Source organism: Bowmanella pacifica (genome assembly GCF_014645355.1).
Lineage (GTDB): Bacteria > Pseudomonadota > Gammaproteobacteria > Enterobacterales > Alteromonadaceae > Bowmanella > Bowmanella pacifica.
Genome location: NZ_BMLS01000004.1, coordinates 36034 through 62059, shown reverse-complemented (window position 1 = coordinate 62059; position 26026 = coordinate 36034). Strand labels below are relative to the sequence as shown.

Sequence of the window (26026 nt, the reverse complement as noted above, 5' to 3'; positions counted from 1 at the left end):
GCCTTTATTTTTTATTTCAGAACATCAAACCATGGCGGCTTGCAATTTTTTCAACGCATTTTTCTCAATTTGACGAACACGCTCAGCAGAAACCTGATATTTATCTGCCAGATCTTGCAACGTGGTCTTATCATCAGTTAACCAGCGGCACTGGATAATGTGCTGGCTGCGCTCATCCAATGTCTTAATGGCGGAATACAAACGCTGGGTTGAAGATTCATCCCAATCGGCATTCAACACTGTTGATTCGACATCGGCACTTTTATCTTCCAGATACTGTACGGGGGCAAAGCTCCCGGTTTCATCATCATCGTTAGATAAATCAAAGGCCTGGTCCTGGCTGCTCATGCGAGCTTCCATCTGCAGCACTTCCTTGGTACTCACGCCAAGTTCATCTGCTACCTTTTGAACTTCTTCGTGCGTGAACCAACCCAAGCGCTTTTTCGCCTTACGCAGATTAAAGAACAGCTTGCGCTGTGCTTTAGTGGTAGCGACTTTGACGATCCGCCAGTTACGCAGTACGAACTCGTGGATTTCGGCTTTAATCCAATGCACGGCGAAAGACACCAAACGTACACCTACGCTCGGGTCAAAGCGTTTAACCGCTTTCATCAGACCAATATTGCCTTCCTGAATTAAATCGGCTTGTGGCAGACCGTAGCCTGAATAAGACTTGGCAATATGCACAACAAAGCGAAGGTGCGACATGATCAGCTTACGAGCTGCTTCAAGATCCCCTTCATGGTGAAGACGTTCAGCTAATGCCTTTTCTTCTTCAGCGGTGAGCATATTAATAGAGCTCACTGCCTGCATATAGGCTTCCAGACTGCCTGTCTGAGGTACGCTTAACGCCATAGAACGCATATTTGTGCTCATCGTTTACCTCACGAATATTGAGTTGAGCCAGTGTAGCACCCAGTTTAGGTGATCACCAGCCCGTCTATCTTGGATAACGGGCTCAATATGGACAACAACTTTTGCGCCTAGTTCCGTTACTTAACCAGCCTGATATTGGGCTGCACTTCCTGCTTTTCAACTAGGCGTATATTTCTGGAACGTCGCTCGCCATTCTGGAATCTGTCATAACGGAAATTATCCACTTCCATCATTTGTGCAAAATCCAGAAAAGCATCCATATCCGTGCGATCCAGGGTTTGTTCTGAACTACTCAGTTGACTGTCAACATAGACTTCATCACCGTTGAACGTCATGTGTGCAACTGCATCGTAGGGTTTGCCGTATTCCTCTACACGAATGGCCCTGACCATTTTGACTTCGAAAATCCAGTTCCCAACTTTTACATAGCGATTTGCGCTATTTTCCATCTTTTCCCCCTGTGAAAAGCATATGGGCCCAAGCCCTGGGTAAATTTTTTCAGGTTGTAAATGACGAACGTTAGGAGTAACTGCATTTGGAGGTTTTTCATTCCTTCCTGAATGAAAAGTCCAGACTCATAACCGGGTTATCGGCCTCCGGCCGGGGGAATACATCGACTTTCCTGAATTTTTCGTAAAAAACTTCAGTGGCTACCAGCAACTGACGACTGTCCTTGCGTCTTGCCAACCCATTCTCACCTATAGGTTTGATGGCTGCAAGTATTCTGGACTCGCCTGTCCGGAATGTGTGGCACCTGTGCGAGGCGCGGGCCTTACCAGGTGCCGTGAGTCTTTTTTGACAATAGCATTCCAGACCTATTCTCGGGAAAATAATTCAATGAAGAGAGCATGAAAACTAGATAAATCATTGATTTTGATGCTACCAAAAGATTTAAAGGGGTAACGTCCGGATAAAGTCTGAAAGAATGATATTGAAATAGAGGCATTGTACAAACATATAGTTATTTTCATCTTACTAAGCCAGAACCGTGCCAATAAAAAATATCCCTAGCTTTTAAAGAGTTAGAAATATGATTTATCAGTCCAGAGGATATTTTGTCTCCAATTGGTGACGTAGTGGCAATGTTTTTTGAATGGGGCAACAGTTAAATTTATTCCTATGTTGAAAAAGGTTTTAAAAAACATTTGCTTAGGTTTTATTTGTGATTGTTTTTTGATCGTCTCCGATTTGAGACAGTGTCGTCGCAGGGCAATGCTGTCGTGTTGTAGGCTTAGTTTCCCTGCACTTTTCAGGCACAATACGCGGGAATTCATTCATCTTTTTGTTGAGGACAGTGTCATTGGCTAAATACATGCCATCTTCTCTCAAATCTCTGACTTTGCTTGGCTTTGCCTTGGTTAGCTTACCTTTGATCCTGGCTCTGGCCATGGCGCTAGTCAGGATTGATAAGTTGTCTAATCAGGGCACCCTGGCTATTCAGGAAGTCTCAGGTCTAGTGTATGGCACGCGTCAGGTCGGGCAGTTGCTCAGCAATATGGAGCGCAGTGCCAGCCAATATCTGGTGCTGAAAGATCAGGCGATCTGGCGTGGCTATCTGGAGCTCCGCCATGAATTGTTGGTGCTAACCCAAGAGTTGGAAAGCCAGGCTGAATTGCAAAGTGGCGTCGCTGAATTGTTGCGGCAGGAAGCACTGTTACATGCCGCCTTAAGTGAACAGTTAGCCGACTTTGATATTGCACTGCTGCAAGAAAAATATGACAGCCTGAACGAGCAAGGTAATGATCTTTATCGCTTAAGCCGCAAGGCGATAGACACTAAGGTACATGCCATTGAGCAAAGTGCCGATCAGCTGCGAACCACGGTTTTACAGTCGGCTTTGGTTATTCCTGCCTCATTATTAATTGCGTTGTTATTTGTCAGATTATTAATGCGGCCGATTAATGAACTTAAACCGCAAATCAGCCGTCTGCAGGAAGGCAACTTTGAGAAAAAGGTGTCAGTGGCGGGAGTGCAGGAGATTCAGGAAGTTGCGCAAATATTGGAAGCCATGCGGGTTCAACTGTTGGAGTTGGAAGAACAGAAAAGTCATTTCATCCGGCATATTTCCCATGAACTGAAAACACCGCTAGCGGCTATTCGTGAAGGGGCTGAGTTGCTTTATGATGGGACGGCAGGCTCACTGAATCCATCACAGCAGGAAGTATCTGGGATTATCCGCAGCAGCGTCAGCCGCTTACAGCAGTTAATTGAGGATTTGCTCAACTTTAATATGGTGTTGGACAACAGCTCAACATTGAAACCGCAAAGTTGCTACCTATCTCATAGCCTGGAAAGGGTGTTGGCGGACAGGGCATTGGAAATTCAAGGCAAGGTATTGTTGCTCAGTTTGCCACCTGAGGATTACCGAATTCCCATGCACCCGGAACATTTACGAGTAATTCTGGATAATCTGCTGTCAAACGCAGTGAAATTCTCTCCGGTTGAAGGCAAGATTACCGTCTGCGCGGCATTGCATGAGCAAATTCTGGTGCTTGATGTGATAGATGAGGGACCTGGTATTCCCTCTGAGCAGCACGAATTAGTTTTTGAACCTTTCTATCAAGGAAGCGTTCGGGCCGATGCCAAGATAAAGGGGAGTGGGTTGGGGTTGACCATCACTCGGGAGCTCGTGCGCAAGTACAATGGCCACATTCTATTAAAAGACAGCCGCAGAGGCTGCCATTTTGAAATCAGTTTGCCCTTAAACGGGGTGGAGAAAATCATTCATGTTTAACTTATGCCGTATGCCGTCGCTTTGGCTAATACTGGGGATGACGATGTTGTCCGGTTGCCAGAGTTTGTCACAGCAATCGTCCCAAGAGTCGACCCCGGTGGTTAATGTAGACAATCTTGGTGACTACTATCTGTACATTAGTGGCCTGGATAGTGACGGGATGGATACTGAAGTCGCCCGACAGCAACAGTCTGTCGAGCAAGGTGACCATAAAGCGGCATTGCACCTTATCTTATTACTCAGTATCCCTAATACCTCGGCGAGCAATGTTGAGTTGGCGAAAGTATCACTGGATAAGGCAATGGCAGGGGCCTCAAATGAAGATAAAGGACTGCTGAAGCTGTTATCGCACCAACTGGAGCAGCGGATCCAATGGCAGCACAAGTATAACGATTTAGACGACAAGCACAGGCGTTTACAAACAGAATTGAAGAAAGAACAACAAGATAGGATATGGCTGCAACAACAAAAGCAATCTTTGGAACAACAATTGCAGCAGCTTAAAGCGATTGAGAGAAATATTCTGAAGAGGGAAGCAGAAAGCAATGGCAAATGAGGTAGCAGATAAACGGGTGTTGGTGGTGGATGATGATCCATCGCTGTTAAAACTCATCAGTATGCGTTTACAGGGCGCAGGTTACCAAGTTGAGCAAGCTGATAGCGGCAAGCAGGCTCTGGGGATTATGGAGACTTTCAATCCTAACCTGGTTATCAGCGACTTGCGCATGGAAGGCATGGATGGGATGGCATTGTTTGGTGCTGTGCGAGAAAGGTATCCCGGTCTGCCGGTTATCATACTGACGGCACACGGCACGATTCCTGATGCCATCGAAGCCACTAAAAAAGGGGTTTTTTCTTACCTGACTAAGCCCTTTGATAGTCAGCAATTGCTGACGGCGGCGGCTGATGCAATAAGGTTGCATCCTATGGTGTCAGATGAGAACCAGCAGTCAGATGATGCTAACTGGCGTAGTGCTATTATCAGCCGCAGCGCTAAGATGGAAGAATTGTTGCAGCAGGCAAGGCAAGTGGCCGACAGTGACGTTAGTATTTTTATTAACAGTCAGAGCGGAACGGGTAAAGAGTTGCTGGCTAAAGCAATACATTTGGTCAGTGAACGCGCGAATGCCCCTTTTGTTGCGGTAAACTGCGCGGCTATTCCTGAGTCCCTTTTTGAATCAGAATTGTTTGGTCATACCAAGGGGGCCTTTACCGGCGCAAATCGCGAGCACGTAGGTTTGTTTCAGTCTGCCAACGGTGGAACGCTGTTTCTGGATGAAATTGGCGATATGCCGCTTAATTTTCAGGTGAAATTGTTGCGTGCTCTGCAGGAGCGTGAAGTGCGTCCGGTGGGGGCAACCCAGCCAATCAGCATTGATGTGCGGATCATCAGCGCAACACACAGAGATCTTGAACAGGCTATTCAAGCTGGTGATTTCCGTGAAGACCTTTATTACCGACTGAATGTGGTGGAATTGCAATTGCCGCCGCTGTCCGAACGACGTGACGATATTCCGTTGTTGGTGAATCACTTTCTCGGCCAGGTATTATCACGTAGCCGTAAGCAGGTAACAGGCTATTCTGACGAGGCCATGGAGCTTCTTATCGCCGCCCCCTGGCCAGGTAACGTCAGACAATTACAAAACGTAGTAGAACAGACAGTGGCTCTGTGCAACGGGCCGTTGATACCCGCTGAGCTGGTGCAAAAAGCGCTGCGCGACAAACCCAGCACGCTGCCGTCCTTTGCCCGGGCCAGGGATGAGTTTGAACGCCGTTATTTGGCTGATTTACTTAAAGCAACCACGGGTAATGTCACTCAGGCGGCACGCATTGCCGGTCGCAACCGCACTGAGTTTTATAAGCTGTTGGATAAACATCATTTATCCCCAGAAGCGTTCAGAGAGTAATTTGTCTTAGGTTGGTATGCAGTTGAGAGCCACTCAACTGCATACTTATTTGGGTTCGATAGCCCGAATATGCTTATGCACAGACAGCAGTGAACCCGCTAGTCCTAATAGAATGGATAATCCCAACATTAACAGCAGAGCCTGACCGTGCAGGCCGTCTACCTTGAACTGGGTTTGGTAAAGCTGTGTTACCTTGCTAATGCTGTCGCCCATCCACCAGAGTAGCAGTGCGACCGTTACCCAGGCTAACAGGCCGCCCAGCAGGCCATACCAAAATCCGGTGTATAGGAACGGTCGCTGGATAAAGGCATCGGTGGCACCCACCAGTTTCATCACCAGAATTTCATCGCGCTTATTGAGAATATTCAAACGAATGGTGTTGCCAATAATCAGTACCACGGCCAGAAAGAGTAATAAGGCCACAACGGAAACAAGCTCTTTGGCAATGCCCACTAAACCATGTAAGCGTTCCAGCCATTGGATATCTAATTGTCCAACTTCGACTTCCCGCTCTTTGCGCAGCTTGTCTAGCAGCAGACCTGCAGCAGTGGGAGAGGTGTGTTTACTGGTTGGGGTCACTAACAAAACATCGGGCAGAGGGTTATTATCCAGATAGCTAAGGGCTTCACCAAAGCCAGAAAGTTGCTGAAACTCTTCCATCGCCTGGGCTTTGTCTATATGCACGACGCTTTCAACTTCAGGCCACAGTTTGAGGCGGGTTTGTAGTTGCTGAATATCGCCTGCCTGAGTATCCCGGTGCAAGAACAGGGTGATTTCAGAAGCCTGGTCCCAACCTGCGCTGACTCGCTCGGTGTTCTTTAGCAGTATATATAAGGTACTGGGCAAGGTGATGCTCAGACCTAATACCGCTATTGTCATCATGGATGCGGCAGGATTGCGCCACAATTCCCCCAGACTGGCCAGTGCCTGACGAACATGGCTGATAAAAAACATAACCAGTCGCTGCGGTAACGAGATACCGGTGCGTTCAGCGCCTTGACTGCGCCCTTTAAATAGCAGACTCATCGTCATCTCCCGGCCAGTCTTCGGTCAGTCCGTCGGTAATCATCTGGCCCTTTTTCAAAGTCAGGGTCCGGTATTTCATTCGTGCTATCAGACCTAAATCATGGGTCGCTATTAAGACCGCCACACCGGCCTGATTGAAATCTTCAAATAGTCGGATGATTTCAAGCGACAGCTTAGGGTCAAGGTTACCCGTGGGCTCGTCGGCCAGTAATAATGGCGGCTTATTCACCACCGCTCTGGCGATCCCTACGCGCTGCTGCTCACCACCCGATAACGCAATGGGTAAGCAACGGCTTTTATCTGATAAACCCACCCTATCGAGTACGGCACTGACGCGTTTGCTGACTTCCTTATGGGAATAACCTTCAATGATCAAAGGCAGCGCGACATTGTCAAACACGCTTTTATCCATCAGGAGTTGATGGCTTTGGAAAATCATGCCGATGTCGCGGCGGATAAAAGGGATTTGCTGACGACGAATGCGGTTCAGGTCATGGCCATTGATCATCACCCGACCAACAGTTGGCCGCTCCATAATACTGATGAGTTTCAGTAAGGTACTTTTACCTGCGCCTGAATGGCCAGTCAGAAAAGCCATCTCTCCAGGGGCAATATGAAAATTCACCTGACGCAGGGCCTGCTGGCCCCCTGGATAGGTTTTACTGACCTGCTCAAACCGGATCATGGTTAGTCTTTCTCAGCAAACAGGGCATCGACAAACTGCGGGCCGTCAAAGGGACGCAAATCATCAATACCTTCGCCCACGCCGATATAGCGAATGGGTAAGGAAAATTGGTCCGCCAGGGCAAAAATCACGCCGCCTTTAGCCGTACCATCGAGCTTGGTCAGGCATAAACCGGTCAGCCCCACCGCCTGATTAAACAGGCGGGCCTGAGAGATGGCATTCTGGCCCGTTCCTGCATCCAATGTCAGCATGATTTCATGCGGCGCTTCGGGGTCGATTTTCTTCATAACCCGTACGATTTTTTTTAGTTCTTCCATCAGGTTATCTTTGTTTTGCAAACGACCGGCGGTATCCGCGATCAGTATATCCACATTGCGGGATTTGGCCGATTGCAGGGCATCAAAGATGACCGAAGCACTGTCGGCCCCGGTATGTTGGGCAACCACCTGAATCTTGTTGCGCTCTCCCCAGGTTTGCAACTGTTCAACGGCGGCCGCTCTGAAGGTATCACCGGCTGCCAGCATGACACTCTTGCCCTGTTGTTGGAACTGTTTAGCCAACTTACCTATAGTGGTGGTTTTTCCTACGCCGTTTACTCCAACCATTAAGATTACAAAGGGGCCCGATGCAGAATTAACGTCCAGGGGCCGGCTGACGCCTTCCAACATGCCCGCCATTTGCGTTTTCAGCAGGCCATACAAGGCATCGCCGTCGCGCAATTGGCCGCGCTTGGCGCCCTCGGTCAGCTGCTGAATAATGGTTCCTGTGGTGTTAATGCCCACATCGGCGACCAGCAGCTGTGTTTCCAATTCTTCGAATAGTTCGTCATCGATCTTTTTACCCCGAAACAAACTGGCAATACCGCTGCCGATATTACTGCTGGTGCGGGATAAACTTTGCTTGAGTCTGGCAAAGAAACCGGTTTTGCTTGTAGGCTCAGGCTCAGGCTCAGGCTCAGGCTCAGGCTCAGGCTCAGGCTCAGGCTCAGGCTCAGGCTCAGGCTCAGGCTCAGGCTCAGGCTCAGGCTCAGGCTCAGGCTCAGGCTCAGGCTCAGGCTCAGGCGTTATGTCCGCCGTTGTCGTTTCAACTTCAGTGATTGCCTCCGGGGCCAGCGCGGGTGCCGTGGTCTCAGGGGTTGCAACGGTAGATTCGTTTTCTTCAGTCGCTGGGATTGAGGGTTCCGCCTGAGGCGTGGGTTTGTCATCTACGGGCGCTGGTTTATCTTTTTTGAACCAGCCGAAAAACTTTGACATGGGCGTTGCGGATCCTTTGAAAATCGTTGGGTTATCGGCCGCAGCCGATTAGACTGTGCGCAATCATAGCATTTCTTGAATTGACAAATGAAGCGAGCTGTTAAAAGCCAGGCTACTGCCACGGGTAGTATTCGTATCATAGGTGGACGATGGCGGGGAAGAAAGCTCCCTGTCATGGATTTGGACGGCTTGCGCCCCACCACAGATCGTACCAAAGAAACCCTATTCAACTGGCTGACCGCGCATGTGGCGGATAGCCGCTGTCTGGATGCCTTTGCCGGCACCGGGGGGCTGGGGTTCGAAGCGCTGTCGCGGCATGCAGCCTCAGTAACTTTTGTTGAGCAGGATCGTCAGGCAGCCCTGTTATTGGACAAAAATATTCAGACTCTGGGAGCACAAAATCAGGCCAGACTGATCAAAGGTAATGTGCAAGCCTATCTAGCCAAGAGTGATGAAAGCTTTGACCTGGTGTTTCTTGATCCCCCTTTTCATAAGTCATTGTTGGATGAAGTCATCCCCTTGTTAAGCGTCAATCAACGGCTTAATAACGGTGCATTGATTTATGTTGAAGCCGAGGTCGGCGCGAATTTGCCCATACCAGCCAATTGGCAGTTGCTAAAGCACAAGCAGACCAAACAAGTGAGTTATCAGTTGTTCGAGTATCTGGAGACAGCATGAAAAAGCCCAACGGAACTGGATTGGCCAGGGTCTGGCGCGCTACGCTTTGTTCCATGGATGGCATTGGCTATGCGTTTCGTTATGAGGCGGCTTTTCGTCAGGAGTTGCTACTGTGTGTGCTGCTGTTGCCAGTGGCGATTTGGCTGGCCGACTCCCCGGTGGAGCTTATTCTGCTGATTGGTCCACTGCTATTGTTACTGATGGTGGAATGCCTGAATAGTGCTATTGAAGCGGCCATAGATAGAATCAGTACCGAGTGTCATCCTCTCTCCAAGCAAGCGAAAGACTTAGGCTCAGCCGCGGTCTTTTTTACTCTGCTGATCATAGTAGTGAGCTGGCTTGCCATCCTACTGCCTAAACTCTAGCCATATAATTCCTTACACTTTGTAACTGCCTTTGCCCACAGGGGAACTATGCTGGTTCTGCCAACAAAGGGGAAGGGCTGTGCGTATATTGTTCAACACTATCGGGCTTGTTCTGAGCGGATGGCTCATTACTGCGGCAGTTTATGCTGACCAGAACGGGCAAATGCGGTGGTATGAAAAATCAAATCTGGATGGCAGCAACGCCGCTTTTATTGCCGTGTATTTTCCTGCCAAAAATCACATAGAGTCGTTTAAATGGCATAGCGGCGCAGGCAGAGCAACGCTAGTCCGGGCGGTTACCCATCCATTGACTAACAATGTTACAAGCTTTGTTGTATACCGATTAAATGCGCAGGGCGAGCAACGGCAAACCGCTAGCCTGCTAGCACATGATGGTTATTTGCAGATAGAGCTCAATGCGCAACAAATGCAGTTTGCGTTGGGCGGGCAATACTGGCACAGCTATGATTTTGACTTCGCTAGTCTCAGCGGATTTGTCGCTCATAAGGCCGATAAGCAAAGCACAATGACATTTGAGCGATTAGACTTTGATTTTCGCCAAAAGCCAGGGCAATTTAAATCATTTGGCGAGGTGCAATTGCAGTTTATAGGCGAGGTACAACGAGATGGAAGGGACAGCCTGCATTACCGCATTGGCGGTGTAGGCCTGTCTGGTAAACAGGGGGATATCTGGTTTGATAAACAACGTCATGGGCTGATTGGTTATGTCATCCCCCTTGGCGATGAGCCCGGCTATGACTCAGTCAGACTGCGCTTGCTTGATGTGCAAACACTTGAGCCGTCCGCCTGGCAGGCGTTTCAGATGCAACAGTTACAAACACATTAAACGCTGAGGCTGTTTTATCTGTCGAGTGCATATTTGGACAAATCCAGCCCCTTGTGGCCTGCGTTGGCGAACTGCAGACTAAGCGCTATCAGCCGATTTCCAAGCCAATATTACTGATGCCTTCTTCTACGGCCATGGTGCGCAGCAGTTGAATCCCGTCCTTGTCTCTGTTTAGGGTGTCGAGACGGTCTAACAACTCATTTTGAAAGGCCACTTCCCATTCCATCAGAGGGTGGGCTTTGATTTGTTTGGCATCTAATTCTGCATCACTGGTGGCCTCTATAAAGGCTTCAACGGAGCCTTGCGACAACTTGCTGATTACCACTGCACCTTGCAGGTCTTCTCCCATCATCAGTTGCAACAGCGCAGCAAAAGACATGCAAAGGTCAATGGCGGGGTAAACACCAAAAGAATCGAATGCTTCAGCATCCGGGGTGGCCTCTTCAATACGCTCCAAGTGCACCCCTAAGTTCAATTTGGCTTTAGGGTTAGCTAACCAGTCCCACACCGCGTTCAAGCTATTACGATATTGCTCGGCATCGCCAAAATTGCTGACCTCGCAGAATAGCTGATAGTTCGGCAAGCTGCGCTCCACTAGGGTGGCACCAAAAGCAACGGCCTGCCAACCTTGCAAAGCTCTGACACGTTGAAAGGTGTTTAACTTCATACACTATGCTCCAAATATTTGGCGATACCGTCCAGAAACATCTGGATGGAAATCATGGCTAGGATCATGCCCATCAGACGTTCTACCGCGGTCAAACCGCGTTCCCCCAGAATGCGGTGAAACAAGCCGGAAAACATTAAAATAACGGAAGAAACAAACCAGGCCGATACGGCGGCGATAGTCCAGTCCGTCATCCGGCTGGGATCCTGGTTAGCAATAAGAATAAGTGCTGCAAGCAGGGAAGGGCCGGCGACCAATGGAATGGCCAATGGCACTAAAAAGGGCTCTGAATCTGAACTGTGCCCTGTGGGGCCGCCGGGTTGCGGGAATATCATACGAATAGCGATAAGGAACAGCACGATACCGCCCGCTACGCTGACGGTTTCCTGCCTGACGTTGAGAAAATCAAGAACTGCCTGGCCGCTGTACAGAAATAACAACATGATGGCCAGGGAAAACAACAACTCTCTGGCTACAATAATACGTCGTCGGCGTGATGGGATCCCTTTCAGCACAGACATGAAAATGGGCAAGTTGCCCAACGGATCCATGATGAAAAACAGCATGATAGCGGCAGACCAGGTATCCATTGATTTCCCAGGAGTTGAGTGACATTCTTTGTGTCTGCGTATTATCTGTCAAAACAGGTAGATTTTCAGTAAGTTAATTAAAAAGGCCGACATATGGCTGCCGAGTGGTAGCAGCAGTGCAAAATACTGTGCCTCCTCGGAGGGAGCTAGTGATAAAAGGTCTGTGCTAAAACACCTATACCATTTACGGGGATTACAGTAATGAGTTTGATGTCAGTGTCTGAGGTTGCGGATTATCTGGGCGTAGCGGAGATTAGGGTCGAGCGCCTGGAACGCGAGAGCTTGCTGGTCGCGAGAGACAAAGATGGTGAGGGCAGGCCTCTTTTCGATAGCGATGACGTACGCAGATACAAAGAATTAGCAGAACGCTTAGGCGGTATCTGAGAAAAGGGAAGCCACTGGCTTCCCTTCTATTTTGAACTATGCATCAAGCAGAGCGCGGGCGATGGTTCTGATGCCCATACCCGTGGCACCGGCTGGCATGGTTGATGTGGCGCTGTTATTAAAGGCGCCAGCCAAATCCATATGAACCCAACCTTTACCTTCATTGGCCACAAAGCGTGACAAGAAGCCTGCCGCATTGGAAGCGCCACCGGCACCACCACCTTTCATGGGGCGACTGTTGGCGGTATCAGCATAGGGAGATGGGCACATTTCCTGATGCCAGGCATCAAGAGGCAGTGGCCATACCGGCTCCATTTCCTGTTCGGCAAATTGCTGCATACGGCCTTGAGTGTCTTTGTCCAAGCCAAACAAGGCGTGATATTCACCACCTAGGGCCATTACAGCGGCACCGGTTAGGGTGGCCGCATTGATGGTTAAGGGAGCGCCGGTTTCACCCGCCGCCAGCAAGCCATCGGCCAGCACTAAACGACCCTCGGCATCGGTGTTGACAATCTCAACGGTCACGCCATTTTTATAGGTCAGGATATCTCCTAACTTATAAGCATGACCGCTGATCAGGTTCTCAGCACAGCACAGGAAGAGTTTCACTCGCTTGCTCAATCCTTGCAGAATTGCCAGTCCCAAAGCGCCACTGACGGTGGCAGCACCACCCATATCACACTTCATGGTCAACATGCCTTCACTGGCTTTAATGCTGTAACCGCCACTGTCAAAGGTAATGCCTTTGCCAACCAAGGCGGCGGCTACCGGCTCATCGCTTTTACCACTGGGATTAAAATCCAGTTCCAGTAATACCGGCGGGCGTTCACTGCCTCTGCCTACATTGTAAATGCCGGCCCAACCGGCGTCTTTGAGCTCTTCGCCTACCCAGGTTTTGGCCGATACCTGGTTCGGTGCTAATTGTGACAGCCAGTCCACAACATCCTTGGCCAGACTCTGCGGATAGACGTCTTCTGGTGTGCGGTTGATCAAATTACGGGTAAATAATAAAGCCTGATACATCTTCACCAGTTTGTCCTGGTTGGCATCATCGGCCCATTGAATATGATTCTGCTTTTTGGCTGTGGTGAAGCTACCGGCAAACGCCCACTGCTGATCAAGGCTCCAGGTGCCAACGAGTTGGACTTTTTCAACCCCCATGCCGTCCAATACACGAGCGGCTTTACGAATGCTGCGGGTTTGCTCTTTATCGACACCAGACAGGTGAATTGTGGCCGTTTGGTTATCGAAAGATACCGGGGCTTTGCTTCCCCATTGGCTTTCAGGGGCGGACGAACTAAGACGGACTTGCAAGCTGGACATGAAATACTCCTGTTATGCTATCCTGAGCGGCTTGTTTGCCCAGGCAGTTAAGTACTGTCATTTTACCAGCTAAGGGGCCTCTCTCAAGCCATGCTCTTTGATCCTCCATTAATTCGCGGTGTATTGCTGAAGAGATACAAGCGTTTTTTAGCCGATGTACAGTTAGATAGCGGTGAGATTGTGACCGCTCATTGTGCTAATACCGGTGCCATGACCGGCTGTGCCGAACCGGGATTTGTGGTCTGGCTGTCCTATCATAATGACCCCAAGCGTAAACTTGCTTATAGCTGGCAGCTTGCCCAAAACCATCAGCAGCAGTGGATTGGTATTAATACCCTCAATGCCAATCGCGTTGTTGAAGAAGCGGTGCGTAAAGAGGTGATTGTCGAACTGACCGGCTATCAGCAGATTGCCAGGGAAGTGAAATATGGACAGGAGAATAGCCGTATCGACTTATTGTTGAGAGCAGCGGATAAAGCGGATTGCTATGTTGAAATAAAATCCGTTACCTTGCTGGACAACGAGCAAGGTTACTTCCCGGATGCGGTTACGCAGCGTGGTCAGCGTCATTTAGCCGAGTTGGCTTATATGGCAGCCCAAGGGGCGCGTGCTGTGCTGTTTTTTTGTGTACAGCATAGCGGTATTCAGTCGGTAAAGGTGGCCCGACACATTGATCCACAATATGCACAGGCGTTGGCGAAAGCGCAGGCATCTGGTGTGGAAGTGATGGCCTATAATTGCACCTTTAGCGCTGAAAAAATTCTGTTAAATCAACCACTCGATTTTGTTTGTTGAATTTTAGGGTTGATTTTTAACCCCTAAAGACCATATAAGGCTTCTGATTTTGGACAGTACAGCGCTCGAAGAGCTGGTTGTGATAAAAATTGCCTGGTAAGTGCCTTTCTGCTATAGATAGCCGCTTGCTTTAGCTCGGAAAGCTGTTTAGGAGACTTGGCTGATGCCAACAGAAAATTCACATAAGTCACTCGGATTATTGGCTCTGGCTGGTTTGGCTCCCTATCAGGAGAAGCCCGGCGAGGAGTACATGAATGAGCCGCAACTGGAACATTTCCGCCGTATTCTTAAGGCGTGGCGTGATCAGTTGCGTGAGGAAGTGGATCGTACCGTGCACCATATGCAGGATGAAGCGGCAAACTTTCCCGACCCTGTTGACCGCGCAGCTCAGGAAGAAGAATTCAGCCTGGAGTTACGTACTAGGGATCGTGAGCGCAAGCTGATCAAGAAGATCGAAAAAACGCTGAAACGCATTGAAGAAGATGATTTCGGATTCTGTGATGCCTGTGGTATTGAGATTGGTGTACGTCGCCTTGAAGCGCGCCCCACAGCCGACCTTTGTATCGATTGTAAGACGATGGCTGAGATCAAAGAAAAGCAGATGCAAGGCTGATATGACTGTTTGCGGAGCGGTTTATTGTCGCTCCGTGCTGTTTTTCAAGGTCATAGCTTACTTACAGGTTTCCATATCTACTAAGCATGGGTGTCGCTCGTGCTTACTACCGCATATCTCGCATCAATACGTAATCCATGATGGCTGAATCCGCTTACATCGGTCGTTTTGCCCCTTCCCCTTCTGGTCCGCTGCATTTAGGTTCGCTGGTAGCCGCATTAGGCAGTTTTTTACAGGCTAGAAGCCAACAGGGACAGTGGCTGGTGCGCATAGAAGATATCGATCCTCCAAGGGAAGTGGCGGGCGCCTCCGGGCTTATTCTGTCTCAGTTAGACGCTCACGGTTTACACTGGGATGGCCAGGTGTTGTACCAAAGTCAGCAGAGTGAACGTTATGATGCGCTGTTGGCACAGTTGTCTGGCGCTGGCCAGAGCTATGCTTGCCATTGTACCAGGGCGAAAATCAAACAAGAGGGTGGCCATGTACGTTGCCTGGCAGCCAAGAATACGCAGGCAGGCCCCGCTGCTATTCGCTTTTTGAATCAGCAACCTGTGTACAGTTTTCGTGATGAACATCTGGGCCTGGTTAAGGTTGAGGCGACACAGGCTGAAGAGGATTTTGTGGTGCGTCGTAAAGATGGCTTGTACGCATATCAATTGGCGGTGGTGGCGGATGATATTGAACAAGGCATTACGCAGGTGGTTCGCGGCGCCGATTTGCTCGATGTCACAGTGCTGCAGGTGGCTTTGTATCATGCCTTGGGCGCCGCTGCGCCAACCTGGTTACACCTTCCCGTCGCATCGACCCGGCCAGGACTAAAGCTTAGCAAGCAGAATCATGCACCTGCACTGGATAACTATCAGGCGCTGAAAAATGTGCGCCGGGCCTTGAGCATACTGGGTTTTCCCGACGCCGTGCTGACTGAATTTAGTCAATTGGAGAAGTTGCTGGAATGGGCTTGCAGGAATTGGTCACCGGCACTGTTGCCCCCGCAACGAGAAGTGCTGGTTGAACAATAGGTACAGCTAAGCTGTTCGATTCTCTTTTTTCCCTTGCTGGTATATCATTAGCGCCCATTTTTTAGGCTCATGGGCAGTGCAGGAGACAGCATTATCATTTCCCGTGTCATTAACAAGGTCAAACAGGTGCTTTCCGGCCAACCAGCGAAGATTAAGCTTACGCCCGTGATCATCCCCCGTGCTGAGCACGGAATTTCCCGTCAGGACATCAGCGATAATGCGTTGAAGGTATTGTATCGTCTGCATAATGCCGGCTTTCAGGCGCATTTAGTGGGCGGTTGTGTACGTGATTTGCTGCTTGGTCTGCATCCTAAGGACTTTGATGTTGCCACTGACGCTGAACCTGAACAGGTTAAGGCGTTGTTTCGCAATTGTCGCCTGATCGGGCGGCGTTTTCGCTTGGCACACGTGGTGTTTGGCAGAGAAATTATTGAGGTGGCTACATTCCGGGGGCATCACCAGTCACAATCCGAAGCGGTAGATGACAAACTCAGCAAACACAGTGATGAAGGCTTGATTCTGCGCGATAACGTGTTTGGCAGTATTGAAGAAGATGCTCAGCGCAGAGATTTCACCTTTAACGCCATGTATTACAACATTGCTGACTTCAGTGTGACGGATTTTGCTGGCGGTATGCAGGCGTTGAAAACGCGAAAGATTCACCTGATTGGTGACCCGGAAACCCGTTATCGCGAAGATCCTGTGCGTATGCTAAGGGCTGTGCGTTTTGCCGCTAAATTGGATATGCAGATCGCGAATGAAGCCGGCGATATTATTCCGCAATTGGCTCCTCTGCTGGCAAATATTCCTCCTGCTCGTTTGTTTGAGGAAGTGCTTAAGCTGTTTTTATCCGGCAAGGGTTTAGCCACCTATCGCTTGCTGCAACAGTATGGCTTGTTTGGTCAGCTATTCCCGCAATTGCAGCCCATGCTCAAAGTACCTGGCAGTAAAGAATGTCAGTTTGTTGAGCAGGTCTTGGTTAATACCGATGAGCGAATCAACGCTGAGTTGCGGGTGACCCCCGCTTTTATCTATGCCGCCTTGTTGTGGTATCCGGTAGAACAGCGTTGCCAGCAATTGCAGGCTGATGGCGGATTGAGTAATCAGGATGCCTTCAATATGGCGATGAATGATGTGCTCAATCGCCAGTTGCAGCGGATTATGATCCCTAAGCGCTTTACGTTGCCGATGCGTGATATTTGGGCTCTGCAGCATCGTCTGAGCAGACGTTTTGGTAAACGTGCCTATGTGTTGCTGGAACATCCAAAGTTTCGAGCTGCCTACGACTTTCTATTACTCAGAGCGAGCATCGAAGGTGGTGAGCTCGAAGTGCTGGCTAGTTGGTGGACGGATTTCCAGGACGCCGATGCAGAGCGACGTAAGTCAATGCTTGAACGTTTGCAGGATTCAGACCGCAGCAAACGTAGCAACCGTCGCCGCAGACGGCCAAGAACCACTAAAAAGCCGCAATCCTGATGCGCCGTTGTTATATCGGGTTGGGTAGTAATCTAGACCAGCCTCAGGAGCAATTACTGCAAGCATTGAGAATGCTTGACCAGCCGAGCGTTGCCAAGCTCCTGCGCAGCTCTTCTTTTTATGCCAGCAAACCGATGGGACCACAGGACCAGCCTGACTATGTCAATGCTGTGGCGGTGGTGGAAACCTTGCTGGCACCGCTGGATTTCTTGCATGCTTTACAGACAATAGAAAATCATCAGGGACGGGTGAGAGAGCGTCGTTGGGGCGCACGAACTCTGGATCTGGATATTCTGTTGTACGACGATCAAGTGATTGAGTTACCCGAGCTGACTGTGCCCCATTATGGGATGGCAGAGCGGGAGTTTGTATTGTACCCGTTGTTTGAGATTGCGCCGGACCTAGTCATGCCGGATGGCCGTAAACTCGGTGTGCTACTGGATGCTTGTCCGGGTAATGGTCTGCTAACCTTGCTGGATAGTGACAGCGTTCACGCACAACTGGCGAAGTCCTGACTGCGGTGTGCCGATTTGGGGGCCTGGCTGATGTGGTCGGCCCAGATGGGATAAGTCGCGTGCAGCGACGTGGGGGAACCTATGAAAAAAGTGACGATCTCAACCCTGGCAAAAATGAAACAACAGGGTGAGCGAATCAGTGTTATCACGGCCTATGATGCCAGCTTTGCCAAGTTGTTTGATGAGCAGGGTATCGATGTGATGTTGATAGGCGACTCTCTGGGGATGGTACTGATGGGTGAAAACAGCACCTTACCTGTTACCGTAGAACAGATGGCTTATCATACAAAGTCGGTTAAAAATGGTGCGCAGCGTGCATTCGTTGTTGCTGATATGCCGTTTATGTCTTACGCCACGGCCGAACAGACCTATGCCAACGCAGCGCAACTTATGGCTGCCGGTGCGGAAATGGTCAAGATGGAAGGCGGCTTGTGGCTGGTTGAAGCCATCAAAGGCTTGGCTGAGCGTGGCGTGCCGGTATGCGGCCATCTGGGATTAACCCCGCAATCAGTGCATAAGTTTGGTGGTTTTAAAGTACAGGGGCGTGAGCAAAGTGCGGCCGATGAAATCGTTGCTCAGGCGCTGGCCTTGGAGCAGGCGGGCATTCAGTTGCTGGTACTGGAATGTATTCCTACCGAGTTGGGCGAGCGCATCAGCCAAACGCTCAGTATTCCGGTGATCGGAATCGGCGCTGGTCCTCACACCGACGGGCAGGTATTGGTAATGCATGACATGTTTGGCATTAGTGCTAATTACATGCCTAAATTTTCCAAAAACTATCTGGCCGAGACCGGTGATATCCGTAAAGCGGTGAGCTTGTATATCGAAGAGGTCAAAAACGGGCGCTTCCCGTCAGAGCAACACAGTTTTAGTTGAGGTGAATGATGCAAGTGATCAGTGATATTGCCAGCTTGCGCGACATCAGACGACGCTGGCAACTGGAAGGCAAAGTAATTGGCTTTGTACCCACCATGGGGAATCTGCACCATGGCCACCTGCGTTTGGTTAAACAAGCCAGGGAAGTGACCGATATGGTGGTGGCTTCTATTTTCGTTAACCCTCTTCAGTTCGGCCCAGATGAAGATTTGGCGGCCTACCCTCGTACTATGGCGCACGATCTGGCGGCGCTAGAGTCCTTAGGGGTTGATGTGGTTTTTACCCCGCAGGTGGAAGACATATACCCCCGTGGTTTGGAACAACAAACCTTCGTCGAGGTACCTGGCATCTCTTATATGATCTGCGGTGCCAGCCGCCCGGGACATTTTCGGGGCGTAGCCACCATAGTGTGCAAGCTGTTCAATATGGTGCAACCTAATCATGCCTTTTTCGGTGAGAAAGACTTCCAGCAGCTTCAAGTGATTAAGGCTATGGTGACGGACTTGTCCATGAATCTGAAGGTTCACGGTGTGCCGACGGTACGGGAAGGTGATGGTCTGGCGATGAGTTCCAGAAACAACTACCTGACCACCGATGAACGTGAAATTGCGCCTGCCTTGTACCGTACTCTGCAGTCTGTTGCTGATGCCATCCAACTTGGACGCCGGGATTTCAGCCGTTTGATTCAGGAGCATAAGCAGCAACTGATGGAAGAGGGGCTGAAGCCTGATTACATAGAAATACGTTCTGCACAGTCCTTATTGCATCCCAGCCATGAAGATACCCATCTGGTTATCCTGGGGGCTGCTTTCCTGGGTAGGGCCAGATTGATCGATAATATTCAGGTGGAATTGCACGAATAACGACTACACTTGTCTGATTTCAGCCAGGGAATGCTATATGCTTATCAGACAACTATGCGCCGGCATTTTGCTATTGTCCGGCGCCTTTTTTCAAAAGGCTTATGCTGAGCCACCTCCCTCCGCGCTATTATTTTCCTATATCAGTCATCCGCAAATCAGCCTTATTCAGAATGAATTACGTCAAGCATATGCAAACCTGGGCATCGAACTGGCATTTACGCCGGTAGCGAGCGAAAGAGAGTTTATCGTTGGTAATCGTGGCGAAGTTGATGGCATTGCCGCCAAGTTCGCTATGGCAGAAGAACAGTTACCAGACATGGTGCGTGCAAACGTGGCGTTAATGGAGGTAGAAGTCTATCTGGTATGTGCGCAAACTGTGGTGTGTCAGCAACAGATTTTGCAGGATGCGAGCAAAATGGTTGCCCTGGTAGGGGGAAAAACCGTGCTGAGTGAGGTGTTACGGTCTACAAAAATAAGGCGTATGGAGTTGTCTTCGCACCAGCAGGTACTGGATATGTTGGCTCACCAACGCATTGACTATGCCTTACTGGTGCTCTCTTATGAACATATCCGTATGATTGGTCCTCAAGGGGTACAAATCGCCCTGCCTGCTGTCTATCAGGGCGAGGTCTATCATTATTTGCATCGACGTTATGCCGAGTTAGTACCCGCCGTAGAAAGAGAGTTGCGTTATGTGGTGGAGCACAACAACAGGCTCAGATAGAAGCTCTGGACACTAGCGTTAACAACTCTTGGTATTGAGGTAGTGTATGAGCCAGCCGCTCCTGCTCTGCCAGAATATCCGTCAAGTCTGTTGTACTGGTTAGTGGATTGGCCAGTACAACCCGGAACACATTGATGGGGCTGTCATAATCTTGTATCTCAAGGCGGGTACGGGATACAAAAGAGTGCCCTGATTCTCGTTGTTGTTTTTGAATCGCCACCGTTAACTCATCCAGCAACGGATTAAGCTGCGCGGCCAGTTCAGGTTGCCCCTTCAGTATTGACTGCACAGCTTGCGGAACGAAACGGTAGGTCAGTAAGCAGAGTATCGGAGAAGTCGTCAGCTGAAAGTGCGGATGGGCTTCAATTAAGGTGGCAAAGGCGGCGGCTTTCTCAATACTCTGATCAATCAATAACTCATAACCATTTCTGCCCAGAATATGTAGTGACGCATACAGCATCATGGCCATGCCATTACGTGAGCCTTCCAGACTGGTGGCGCCCAGATCTTTTGAGCCCTGTCGCAGAATGTATTGCGCATGGTGACGAACCTGATTGCCGGCGTCGGGGTCTTTAAACAGCACCATGCCAGCCCCCATGGGCACGTACATCTGTTTATGGGCATCTAATGTAACCGAGTCGGCGCGTTCAATACCTTTTAGCAAGTTGCCATAGCGTCGGGAAAACAGGGTAGCACCGCCCCAGGCGGCATCAACGTGTAAGTGACAACCTAACTCGGCTGCTACATCGGCCAGTTCATTCAGAGGATCGATATGGCCGGTTTCCGTGGTTCCGGCCAGAGCAACCAGAGCCATGACTTTGCCGCCTTCGGCTAAAATGGCTTGCCCTTCTTTAAGTGCCAATTCGGGGTCGAGAGTTTGTCGCGGGCAAGGCAAGGTCAATAAGCTTTGGCGACCCAGGCCAAGAACATCCACTGCTTTGCCGAGTGAATAATGGCCGCGCTTGGAGGTGATAACCGATAGTTTTTCGTAACCGTATTCACGCATGCCGGCCAGCAATCCGTCCTGGCTGATACCGCGAAACTTACCCCGGGGGGCAAAAAGTTTGTTGCGGGCCACCCAAAGGGCGGAAATGTTGGCAATAGTCCCCCCGCTGCAAAAGCTTCCCAGACTGCGGTTGGCATTATGCAGATACTGTTGATAGAAATTATCATCATGGTTGTAAACCAGACGGTGAATCATGCCCAAGACCTGGCGTTCCAAGGGAGTGAATGCCTTAGAGGTTTCGATTTTTACCAGGTTTTGGTTTAAGCCTACTAACAACTTGGCCAGGCTCAGGTGGAAATAGGGCAGGGCGGAGGTCATATGACCGATAAAGCGTGGAGAGTAGGTATTAACCGAATGGGCAACCAGCTTATCCAGCAGCTGTTCGGCATGCTCAGAGACAAATTGCGGCTGCTCGGGGATCAGTGACTGGTTGAAGTCCTGTTCGATATCTTCCAAGGAACGGTTACTGGCTACTACATGTCGGGATAAAAAATCCGCCAGATTGTCGGACAGGTGGCGCTCTATCTGAGCCAGCTTGGAATCCTGACCTTCAGGCTTGGTAAATACTCGATACAGATGCGCCAGGCTGGCTTGGGCATTAGTCACTGACATTCTCTATTCAACCGTCCGGACGCGGACTTTACCCTTTTTCCCCTCTTGCGTCATCCACCGCAAACAAGCCGGACAAATTGGTATCCGGCCAGCAACTGCGCTGCTATATTGAGATTATCGGGTTGATAAGAAGAAATTGCATGCGAATTAAAGAGATAGACGGTTTATTCGATATTGAGCGTATCGTGCCCTATTTCCAGCCGATTATGGATCTGCAACATCATGCTGTATGGAGCTACGAGTGTTTGGCAAGGTTGGTCACCGATGATGAAAGAACCTTCCTACCCAGCGAGTTTCTATATCTTGTCGAGCGCCATCAATGTTTTGGTGAGCTCAGCCAACGCATTTTCTACCGCTGTGCCAGCTACTTTCGCAACAACAATATGGCATTTAGCATCAATATCAGTCAGCAGGACATAGTGGAACCTGCCTTCGCCAAATTTCTTGCCGAGTTTCTGGATGATTACCCCGTTCCAAGTCGAGTCACTCTTGAATTGATGGCTTCCACGGCCTTTGATTTTCGTGATGACTTTATGTCCTTTCTGGCCCTCTGCAAACGTTTGAATATCAAACTCTTTGTCGATCACTTCGGTGCTATTTCCAGCAATATCACCAGTATTCTGGATTTACCCATTGATGGTGTGAAGGTTGATGGCGCACTGATCCGTCAAATGGTAAACAGCCAGGAAACGCTGGATTTTGTCGGCCATCTGAACCAACTGGCCGATGAACGGGGTATTGCGGTGATTGCCGAGCATATTGAAGATAAAAGTGCGCTTGACGCTGTGCAGGGAATGGGAATTCGCTATGGGCAGGGCTTTTATTTTAGCCGCCCCCAGGCATTCTTAAGCTAAGGGGGCTGTCCCGTTCATTCTTCTATCTGGCTGCGATTCTTGACAGTGGTAAAGAAAATGTAGCTATTCCTGTTTGTTGGGTGAATTGACCCGCCAGGCTAGGATGCGGTACTTATAAGTCCTTGCTCAATGCCAAGGATTTGTTATGCAGGATCATGCTTGTGTTCCCCTGATGGATTATCAGGAGTTCCCCCCAGAGGAAATGTTGGCCCGCGCCCAGGCATTTTATGCCAGTTGTTGTCGTCGCCATACGATACGCTCGTTTTCGGATCGCCCAGTCAGTCAAGCGTTGATTGAAACCTGTATTCGTTCGGCAGGAACCGCCCCCAGTGGTGCCAACCATCAACCCTGGCACTTTGTCGCCATTCAAGACCCCAGCGTTAAACAACAGATTCGGCAACAGGCCGAGGCTTTGGAGCGCTCTTTCTATGAAGGACGCGCCGGAGAAGAATGGCTGGGGGCGCTGAAGCCCCTGGGTACCGATGCGCAGAAGCCTTATCTGGAGCACGCGCCTTGGCTTATCGCTGTGTTTAGCCAGAAACGCGGGGGCATTCATGCTCAGGATAACCAGCAAAATTACTATGTGCACGAGTCGGTTGGACTGGCCACTGGTTTTTTGATTCAGGCCTTACATCAGGCTGGGTTGGTGACACTAACCCATACGCCTAAACCCATGAGTTTTCTGACTGAAATATGCCAGCGTAATCCGGATAATGAACGCCCCTATATGCTGCTGATAGCAGGTTATCCCGCCGAGGACGCCACCGTGCCTGAACATGCACTGGTAAAAAAAGACTTAAGAGAGATTGCTACGTTTCTTTAAGAAAGGAGCCCGGATTAACGGGCTCTGGTATTAAGGCAGCGCGACTTCCAACTGCCAGCTTTGCTGACCGCTCGCCCAGTATTTACGCTCAAAGGGTGTCATGGACTGGTCGGCCTGATAAAGCGCGGGGGTTGCCTGAATACCTGCAATACCTAGTGCCAAAGCAAATTCTTCGATATACAAGGGCCAGTTACTGCGCACTGTTAGGGTACCGCCCAGCTTGAGGATATCAGCAAAGGAGGCCCCGCCATGCCAGCGCCGCTTTACATGCATGGATTTGGGCCAGGGGTTGGGGTAGAGCAGGAAGTGCCGCTGCAGTTTCCAGCCACTTTGATAAGCCAGCCGCCAAAAGTCATTCAGATCGGCCCGCAGTACCAGGTAATTGTCCTGATCCACTGCATAACCACGCTCGTGTTTGCTGGTGCGCAGTGCAGACTTATCCACACCAATGACTTTCGCCTCAGGATAGAGGGCGGCAATTACCGCGGTGCTTTCGCCCACGCCGCAGCAGGAGTCCATAATCAGCGGCCCTTGCCAGTCTTTGAGCCAGGCCTGTGCTTCGGCAAAGGCATCCAGGGTATGTTGGCTAAAGGGCTTTTGTGATTCACTGCTCAGGTGACGCCTGACCAGCTCTTCAAGCTTCTCGTGCGGCCCCTGTTGGTTACTGGTGACAATTTTAGACTCACCCATCAGCTACGGATCCCTACGCCTTTATTAATCAAATGCCATGCGGTGGCGAACAGCGCCAGGTTAAAGGCTAGCAGTACCGCAATGGAGGTGCCAATGCCGACATCCGACACACCGAGAAAACCGTAACGGAATCCATTGACCATATACACTATGGGGTTGGCTTTGCTCACCCATTGCCAAAACTCCGGTAACAAGGTGAGGGAATAAAATACACCGCCCAAATAGGTAAGGGGGGTCAGCACAAAGGTGGGGATCACGCTGATGTCATCAAAGGTTTTGGCATACACCGCATTCACCAGTCCAGCGGCGGCAAACAAGGTCGAGGTTAATACCAGGGTGGTAACCAGCATCAACGGGTGATGGATCTGAATATCCACAAAAAACAGCGACACCAGGGTAACAATCAAGCCGACCAGCAGGGCACGGGCCACGCCACCACCGACAAAGCCGAGAATGATGATCCAATTGGACAGCGGCGCCACTAATAACTCTTCCACATTGCGCTGGAATTTGGCGCTGAAGAAGGAAGAAGACACATTGGCGTAGGCATTAGTGATCACCGACATCATAATCAGGCCGGGTACAATAAATTCCATATAGCTGAAGCCACCCATTTCGCCGATACGGCTACCAATGAGACTGCCGAAAATCACAAAATACAGGCTCATAGTTATAGCGGGGGGAACCAGGGTTTGCACCCAGATGCGCAGAAAACGGGTGCATTCTTTACGCCACAAGGTTTTCAGGGCGATAAACTGCAGATTAGCCATGTTGTACTTCCTTATCCTTAATGGATTGGTTGCGCCCGTCTTCAACCAGCCGTACAAACAGTTCTTCCAGACGGTTGGCCTTATTTCGCATGCTGAGTACTTGTACGCCTTGCTCCGATAACTGGCTAAAGACGCCGTTCAGCCCTGTGGCTTTAGGCACATCCACTTCCAAGGTATGGTCATCCAGTTGTCTGTAGTCAAAGCCTTCAAGCCGCGGTTTTACGCTGTTTGGGGGAAGATCGAGAATAAAGGTTTCTACGTTTAACTTAGACAGTAAGCCTTTCATACTGGTGTTTTCAATAATGCGCCCTTTATCGATGATCGCAATGTTGCGGCACAGCATTTCCGCTTCTTCCAGATAGTGAGTTGTCAGAATAATGGTGATGCCCTGACGGTTTATCTCTTGCAGGAATGTCCACATGGAGCGGCGAATTTCAATATCTACGCCTGCGGTGGGCTCATCCAGGATCAGTACCTTAGGTTCATGCATTAATGCCCTGGCTATCATCAGCCTTCGCTTCATGCCACCTGATAAGGTGCGAGCTGGCATATTACGCTTTTCCCACAAGTCGAGTTGTTTCAGGTACTTTTCAGCGCGCTCTATAGCAACAGAGCGAGGTACTCCGTAATAGCCAGCTTGATTGCAGACTATCTGCAATAGTGTTTCAAACTGGTTGAAGTTGAACTCCTGTGGCACTAAGCCGATATGAGACTTCGCCTTGACCAGGTTTTTATCCATGTCGTCGGCAAAGATAACCACACTGCCAGCAGATTTGTTGACTAAACTGGCGATAATGCCGATGGTGGTGGATTTACCTGCTCCATTGGGGCCAAGAAGAGCGAAAAAATCCCCTTCTTTTACTGTCAGGTCTATACCTTTAAGGGCTTCGACACCACCTCGATAGGTTTTGCGCAGCCCCTGAATTTCCAAAGCATTTTGCATTTTCAGGGTATCCTGTTTGGGTTGGCGGATTGATGGCCTTGGGACTTGGGAATCGGTCAGAGATTGGGATGGGTCTGGCATTTTTCAACCGTTGGCTGATAATCACCCTTTG

29 protein-coding genes are annotated in these 26026 nt (G+C 49.9%); 17 read left to right on the top strand and 12 right to left on the bottom strand.

The genetic code is table 11. The features are described from left to right. Positions 1-24: 24 nt before the first annotated feature. Both rpoH and IEX02_RS13090 read right to left on the bottom strand, forming a co-directional pair. The gene (rpoH, locus tag IEX02_RS13095; protein ID WP_188695902.1) at positions 25-876 is read right to left on the bottom strand and encodes an RNA polymerase sigma factor RpoH; all 852 of its coding nucleotides are present in this window, start codon (positions 874-876) and stop codon (positions 25-27) included. 116 nt (positions 877-992) lie between these two features. Next, on the bottom strand, positions 993-1325 hold the full coding sequence (locus IEX02_RS13090; protein ID WP_188695900.1) for a hypothetical protein: 333 nt from the start codon (positions 1323-1325) through the stop codon (positions 993-995). Positions 1326-2188: 863 nt separating this feature from the next. Here IEX02_RS13090 and IEX02_RS13085 point away from each other — a divergent pair. From IEX02_RS13085 to IEX02_RS13075, 3 genes are read left to right on the top strand one after another with little or no spacing between them, the layout of a single operon-like run. Then, complete coding sequence (locus tag IEX02_RS13085) at positions 2189-3610, top strand: HAMP domain-containing sensor histidine kinase (protein WP_188695897.1); 1422 nt, start codon at positions 2189-2191, stop codon at positions 3608-3610. After that, entirely contained in the window at positions 3603-4166 is a 564-nt protein-coding gene (locus tag IEX02_RS13080) for a hypothetical protein (protein WP_188695894.1), read from the top strand. The genes IEX02_RS13085 and IEX02_RS13080 overlap by 8 nt, the downstream gene beginning before the upstream one ends. Further along, positions 4156-5517, top strand: coding sequence for a sigma 54-interacting transcriptional regulator (locus IEX02_RS13075; RefSeq protein WP_188695889.1), 1362 nt, complete (start codon positions 4156-4158; stop codon positions 5515-5517). The genes IEX02_RS13080 and IEX02_RS13075 overlap by 11 nt, the downstream gene beginning before the upstream one ends. 45 nt (positions 5518-5562) lie before the next feature. On the opposite strand, the gene ftsX is transcribed toward IEX02_RS13075, so the two are convergent. From ftsX to ftsY, 3 genes are read right to left on the bottom strand one after another with little or no spacing between them, the layout of a single operon-like run. Continuing rightward, positions 5563-6543: a permease-like cell division protein FtsX gene (gene ftsX / locus IEX02_RS13070; protein WP_188695886.1), complete on the bottom strand. Its 981-nt coding sequence runs from the start codon at positions 6541-6543 to the stop codon at positions 5563-5565. Further along, entirely contained in the window at positions 6527-7228 is a 702-nt protein-coding gene (gene ftsE / locus IEX02_RS13065) for a cell division ATP-binding protein FtsE (RefSeq protein WP_188695883.1), read from the bottom strand. The genes ftsX and ftsE overlap by 17 nt, the downstream gene beginning before the upstream one ends. A 2-nt stretch (positions 7229-7230) precedes the next feature. Further along, positions 7231-8481 (bottom strand): signal recognition particle-docking protein FtsY, encoded by a 1251-nt coding sequence (ftsY, locus tag IEX02_RS13060; RefSeq protein WP_188695880.1) that lies wholly within the window; start codon positions 8479-8481, stop codon positions 7231-7233. An 87-nt stretch (positions 8482-8568) separates the two neighbouring features. On the opposite strand from ftsY, the gene rsmD reads away from it, so the two are divergent. The 3 genes from rsmD to IEX02_RS13045 all read left to right on the top strand — a co-directional run bounded on the left by rsmD (position 8569) and on the right by IEX02_RS13045 (position 10371). Beyond that, positions 8569-9159, top strand: coding sequence for a 16S rRNA (guanine(966)-N(2))-methyltransferase RsmD (gene rsmD / locus IEX02_RS13055; protein WP_188695878.1), 591 nt, complete (start codon positions 8569-8571; stop codon positions 9157-9159). Continuing rightward, positions 9156-9524, top strand: coding sequence for a diacylglycerol kinase (locus IEX02_RS13050; protein WP_188695875.1), 369 nt, complete (start codon positions 9156-9158; stop codon positions 9522-9524). Before rsmD ends, IEX02_RS13050 begins: the two co-directional genes overlap by 4 nt. A 163-nt stretch (positions 9525-9687) precedes the next feature. After that, entirely contained in the window at positions 9688-10371 is a 684-nt protein-coding gene (locus tag IEX02_RS13045; protein ID WP_188695874.1) for a hypothetical protein, read from the top strand. Positions 10372-10459: 88 nt separating this feature from the next. On the opposite strand, the gene IEX02_RS13040 is transcribed toward IEX02_RS13045, so the two are convergent. Beyond that, a complete protein-coding gene (locus tag IEX02_RS13040) occupies positions 10460-11038 on the bottom strand; it encodes a YjaG family protein (protein ID WP_188695871.1) in 579 nt (192 codons plus the stop codon). After that, a complete protein-coding gene (locus IEX02_RS13035; RefSeq protein ID WP_188695868.1) occupies positions 11035-11628 on the bottom strand; it encodes a YhgN family NAAT transporter in 594 nt (197 codons plus the stop codon). The genes IEX02_RS13040 and IEX02_RS13035 overlap by 4 nt, the downstream gene beginning before the upstream one ends. 201 nt (positions 11629-11829) lie before the next feature. Here IEX02_RS13035 and IEX02_RS13030 point away from each other — a divergent pair, with 201 nt between their 5' ends. Beyond that, entirely contained in the window at positions 11830-12012 is a 183-nt protein-coding gene (locus tag IEX02_RS13030; RefSeq protein WP_188695865.1) for a MerR family transcriptional regulator, read from the top strand. 36 nt (positions 12013-12048) lie between these two features. Here IEX02_RS13030 and pepB read toward each other — a convergent pair whose 3' ends face one another. Continuing rightward, the gene (gene pepB, locus IEX02_RS13025; RefSeq protein WP_188695862.1) at positions 12049-13335 is read right to left on the bottom strand and encodes an aminopeptidase PepB; all 1287 of its coding nucleotides are present in this window, start codon (positions 13333-13335) and stop codon (positions 12049-12051) included. A 90-nt stretch (positions 13336-13425) separates the two neighbouring features. Here pepB and sfsA point away from each other — a divergent pair, with 90 nt between their 5' ends. From sfsA to IEX02_RS12985, 8 genes are all read left to right on the top strand, one after another. Then, complete coding sequence (sfsA, locus tag IEX02_RS13020; protein ID WP_188695859.1) at positions 13426-14130, top strand: DNA/RNA nuclease SfsA; 705 nt, start codon at positions 13426-13428, stop codon at positions 14128-14130. A 163-nt stretch (positions 14131-14293) separates the two neighbouring features. Then, positions 14294-14743, top strand: coding sequence for an RNA polymerase-binding protein DksA (dksA, locus tag IEX02_RS13015; RefSeq protein ID WP_188695857.1), 450 nt, complete (start codon positions 14294-14296; stop codon positions 14741-14743). A gap of 140 nt (positions 14744-14883) precedes the next feature. Further along, positions 14884-15762 carry a tRNA glutamyl-Q(34) synthetase GluQRS gene (gene gluQRS / locus IEX02_RS13010; protein WP_308422499.1) on the top strand — a complete coding sequence of 293 codons (879 nt, stop codon included), beginning with the start codon at positions 14884-14886 and terminating at the stop codon, positions 15760-15762. Between the two features lie 69 nt (positions 15763-15831). Continuing rightward, on the top strand, positions 15832-17238 hold the full coding sequence (pcnB, locus tag IEX02_RS13005) for a polynucleotide adenylyltransferase PcnB (RefSeq protein ID WP_188695851.1): 1407 nt from the start codon (positions 15832-15834) through the stop codon (positions 17236-17238). Then, positions 17238-17753, top strand: coding sequence for a 2-amino-4-hydroxy-6-hydroxymethyldihydropteridine diphosphokinase (gene folK, locus IEX02_RS13000; RefSeq protein ID WP_188695849.1), 516 nt, complete (start codon positions 17238-17240; stop codon positions 17751-17753). Before pcnB ends, folK begins: the two co-directional genes overlap by 1 nt. A gap of 81 nt (positions 17754-17834) precedes the next feature. Continuing rightward, positions 17835-18629 carry a 3-methyl-2-oxobutanoate hydroxymethyltransferase gene (gene panB, locus IEX02_RS12995; RefSeq protein WP_188695846.1) on the top strand — a complete coding sequence of 265 codons (795 nt, stop codon included), beginning with the start codon at positions 17835-17837 and terminating at the stop codon, positions 18627-18629. Between the two features lie 8 nt (positions 18630-18637). After that, complete coding sequence (panC, locus tag IEX02_RS12990; RefSeq protein WP_188695844.1) at positions 18638-19492, top strand: pantoate--beta-alanine ligase; 855 nt, start codon at positions 18638-18640, stop codon at positions 19490-19492. 37 nt (positions 19493-19529) lie between these two features. Then, positions 19530-20216, top strand: coding sequence for a transporter substrate-binding domain-containing protein (locus tag IEX02_RS12985; protein WP_188695840.1), 687 nt, complete (start codon positions 19530-19532; stop codon positions 20214-20216). Here IEX02_RS12985 and panP read toward each other — a convergent pair. After that, the gene (gene panP / locus IEX02_RS12980; protein WP_188696590.1) at positions 20209-21828 is read right to left on the bottom strand and encodes a pyridoxal-dependent aspartate 1-decarboxylase PanP; all 1620 of its coding nucleotides are present in this window, start codon (positions 21826-21828) and stop codon (positions 20209-20211) included. The genes IEX02_RS12985 and panP overlap by 8 nt on opposite strands. A gap of 146 nt (positions 21829-21974) precedes the next feature. Here panP and IEX02_RS12975 point away from each other — a divergent pair, with 146 nt between their 5' ends. Together IEX02_RS12975 and IEX02_RS12970 are read left to right on the top strand one after the other, a co-directional pair. Beyond that, on the top strand, positions 21975-22688 hold the full coding sequence (locus IEX02_RS12975) for an EAL domain-containing protein (protein WP_188695838.1): 714 nt from the start codon (positions 21975-21977) through the stop codon (positions 22686-22688). Positions 22689-22833: 145 nt separating this feature from the next. Continuing rightward, positions 22834-23511, top strand: coding sequence for a nitroreductase family protein (locus tag IEX02_RS12970; RefSeq protein ID WP_188695835.1), 678 nt, complete (start codon positions 22834-22836; stop codon positions 23509-23511). Between the two features lie 30 nt (positions 23512-23541). Here the strand turns inward: IEX02_RS12970 and trmB are convergent, their stop codons facing one another. The 3 genes from trmB to IEX02_RS12955 are packed head-to-tail and all read right to left on the bottom strand — an operon-like array spanning position 23542 to position 25914. Next, positions 23542-24201, bottom strand: coding sequence for a tRNA (guanine(46)-N(7))-methyltransferase TrmB (gene trmB / locus IEX02_RS12965; protein WP_188695832.1), 660 nt, complete (start codon positions 24199-24201; stop codon positions 23542-23544). Continuing rightward, positions 24201-24971 (bottom strand): ABC transporter permease, encoded by a 771-nt coding sequence (locus IEX02_RS12960; RefSeq protein WP_188695829.1) that lies wholly within the window; start codon positions 24969-24971, stop codon positions 24201-24203. Before IEX02_RS12960 ends, trmB begins: the two co-directional genes overlap by 1 nt. Continuing rightward, positions 24964-25914: an ABC transporter ATP-binding protein gene (locus tag IEX02_RS12955; RefSeq protein ID WP_188696588.1), complete on the bottom strand. Its 951-nt coding sequence runs from the start codon at positions 25912-25914 to the stop codon at positions 24964-24966. Before IEX02_RS12955 ends, IEX02_RS12960 begins: the two co-directional genes overlap by 8 nt. Between the last annotated feature and the right edge of the window lie 112 nt (positions 25915-26026).

What these genes read in the sequence shown, in the direction of transcription:
- rpoH (WP_188695902.1), bottom strand. Translation starts at nt 876, where the DNA reads ATGAGCACAAATATGCGTTCTATGGCGTTAAGCGTACCTCAGACAGGC.
- IEX02_RS13090 (WP_188695900.1), bottom strand. Translation starts at nt 1,325, where the DNA reads ATGGAAAATAGCGCAAATCGCTATGTAAAAGTTGGGAACTGGATTTTC.
- IEX02_RS13085 (WP_188695897.1), top strand. Translation starts at nt 2,189, where the DNA reads ATGCCATCTTCTCTCAAATCTCTGACTTTGCTTGGCTTTGCCTTGGTT.
- IEX02_RS13080 (WP_188695894.1), top strand. Translation starts at nt 3,603, where the DNA reads ATGTTTAACTTATGCCGTATGCCGTCGCTTTGGCTAATACTGGGGATG.
- IEX02_RS13075 (WP_188695889.1), top strand. Translation starts at nt 4,156, where the DNA reads ATGGCAAATGAGGTAGCAGATAAACGGGTGTTGGTGGTGGATGATGAT.
- ftsX (WP_188695886.1), bottom strand. Translation starts at nt 6,543, where the DNA reads ATGAGTCTGCTATTTAAAGGGCGCAGTCAAGGCGCTGAACGCACCGGT.
- ftsE (WP_188695883.1), bottom strand. Translation starts at nt 7,228, where the DNA reads ATGATCCGGTTTGAGCAGGTCAGTAAAACCTATCCAGGGGGCCAGCAG.
- ftsY (WP_188695880.1), bottom strand. Translation starts at nt 8,481, where the DNA reads ATGTCAAAGTTTTTCGGCTGGTTCAAAAAAGATAAACCAGCGCCCGTA.
- rsmD (WP_188695878.1), top strand. Translation starts at nt 8,569, where the DNA reads ATGAAGCGAGCTGTTAAAAGCCAGGCTACTGCCACGGGTAGTATTCGT.
- IEX02_RS13050 (WP_188695875.1), top strand. Translation starts at nt 9,156, where the DNA reads ATGAAAAAGCCCAACGGAACTGGATTGGCCAGGGTCTGGCGCGCTACG.
- IEX02_RS13045 (WP_188695874.1), top strand. Translation starts at nt 9,688, where the DNA reads ATGCGGTGGTATGAAAAATCAAATCTGGATGGCAGCAACGCCGCTTTT.
- IEX02_RS13040 (WP_188695871.1), bottom strand. Translation starts at nt 11,038, where the DNA reads ATGAAGTTAAACACCTTTCAACGTGTCAGAGCTTTGCAAGGTTGGCAG.
- IEX02_RS13035 (WP_188695868.1), bottom strand. Translation starts at nt 11,628, where the DNA reads ATGGATACCTGGTCTGCCGCTATCATGCTGTTTTTCATCATGGATCCG.
- IEX02_RS13030 (WP_188695865.1), top strand. Translation starts at nt 11,830, where the DNA reads ATGAGTTTGATGTCAGTGTCTGAGGTTGCGGATTATCTGGGCGTAGCG.
- pepB (WP_188695862.1), bottom strand. Translation starts at nt 13,335, where the DNA reads ATGTCCAGCTTGCAAGTCCGTCTTAGTTCGTCCGCCCCTGAAAGCCAA.
- sfsA (WP_188695859.1), top strand. Translation starts at nt 13,426, where the DNA reads ATGCTCTTTGATCCTCCATTAATTCGCGGTGTATTGCTGAAGAGATAC.
- dksA (WP_188695857.1), top strand. Translation starts at nt 14,294, where the DNA reads ATGCCAACAGAAAATTCACATAAGTCACTCGGATTATTGGCTCTGGCT.
- gluQRS (WP_308422499.1), top strand. Translation starts at nt 14,884, where the DNA reads ATGGCTGAATCCGCTTACATCGGTCGTTTTGCCCCTTCCCCTTCTGGT.
- pcnB (WP_188695851.1), top strand. Translation starts at nt 15,832, where the DNA reads ATGGGCAGTGCAGGAGACAGCATTATCATTTCCCGTGTCATTAACAAG.
- folK (WP_188695849.1), top strand. Translation starts at nt 17,238, where the DNA reads ATGCGCCGTTGTTATATCGGGTTGGGTAGTAATCTAGACCAGCCTCAG.
- panB (WP_188695846.1), top strand. Translation starts at nt 17,835, where the DNA reads ATGAAAAAAGTGACGATCTCAACCCTGGCAAAAATGAAACAACAGGGT.
- panC (WP_188695844.1), top strand. Translation starts at nt 18,638, where the DNA reads ATGCAAGTGATCAGTGATATTGCCAGCTTGCGCGACATCAGACGACGC.
- IEX02_RS12985 (WP_188695840.1), top strand. Translation starts at nt 19,530, where the DNA reads ATGCTTATCAGACAACTATGCGCCGGCATTTTGCTATTGTCCGGCGCC.
- IEX02_RS12975 (WP_188695838.1), top strand. Translation starts at nt 21,975, where the DNA reads ATGCGAATTAAAGAGATAGACGGTTTATTCGATATTGAGCGTATCGTG.
- IEX02_RS12970 (WP_188695835.1), top strand. Translation starts at nt 22,834, where the DNA reads ATGCAGGATCATGCTTGTGTTCCCCTGATGGATTATCAGGAGTTCCCC.
- trmB (WP_188695832.1), bottom strand. Translation starts at nt 24,201, where the DNA reads ATGGGTGAGTCTAAAATTGTCACCAGTAACCAACAGGGGCCGCACGAG.
- IEX02_RS12960 (WP_188695829.1), bottom strand. Translation starts at nt 24,971, where the DNA reads ATGGCTAATCTGCAGTTTATCGCCCTGAAAACCTTGTGGCGTAAAGAA.
- IEX02_RS12955 (WP_188696588.1), bottom strand. Translation starts at nt 25,914, where the DNA reads ATGCAAAATGCTTTGGAAATTCAGGGGCTGCGCAAAACCTATCGAGGT.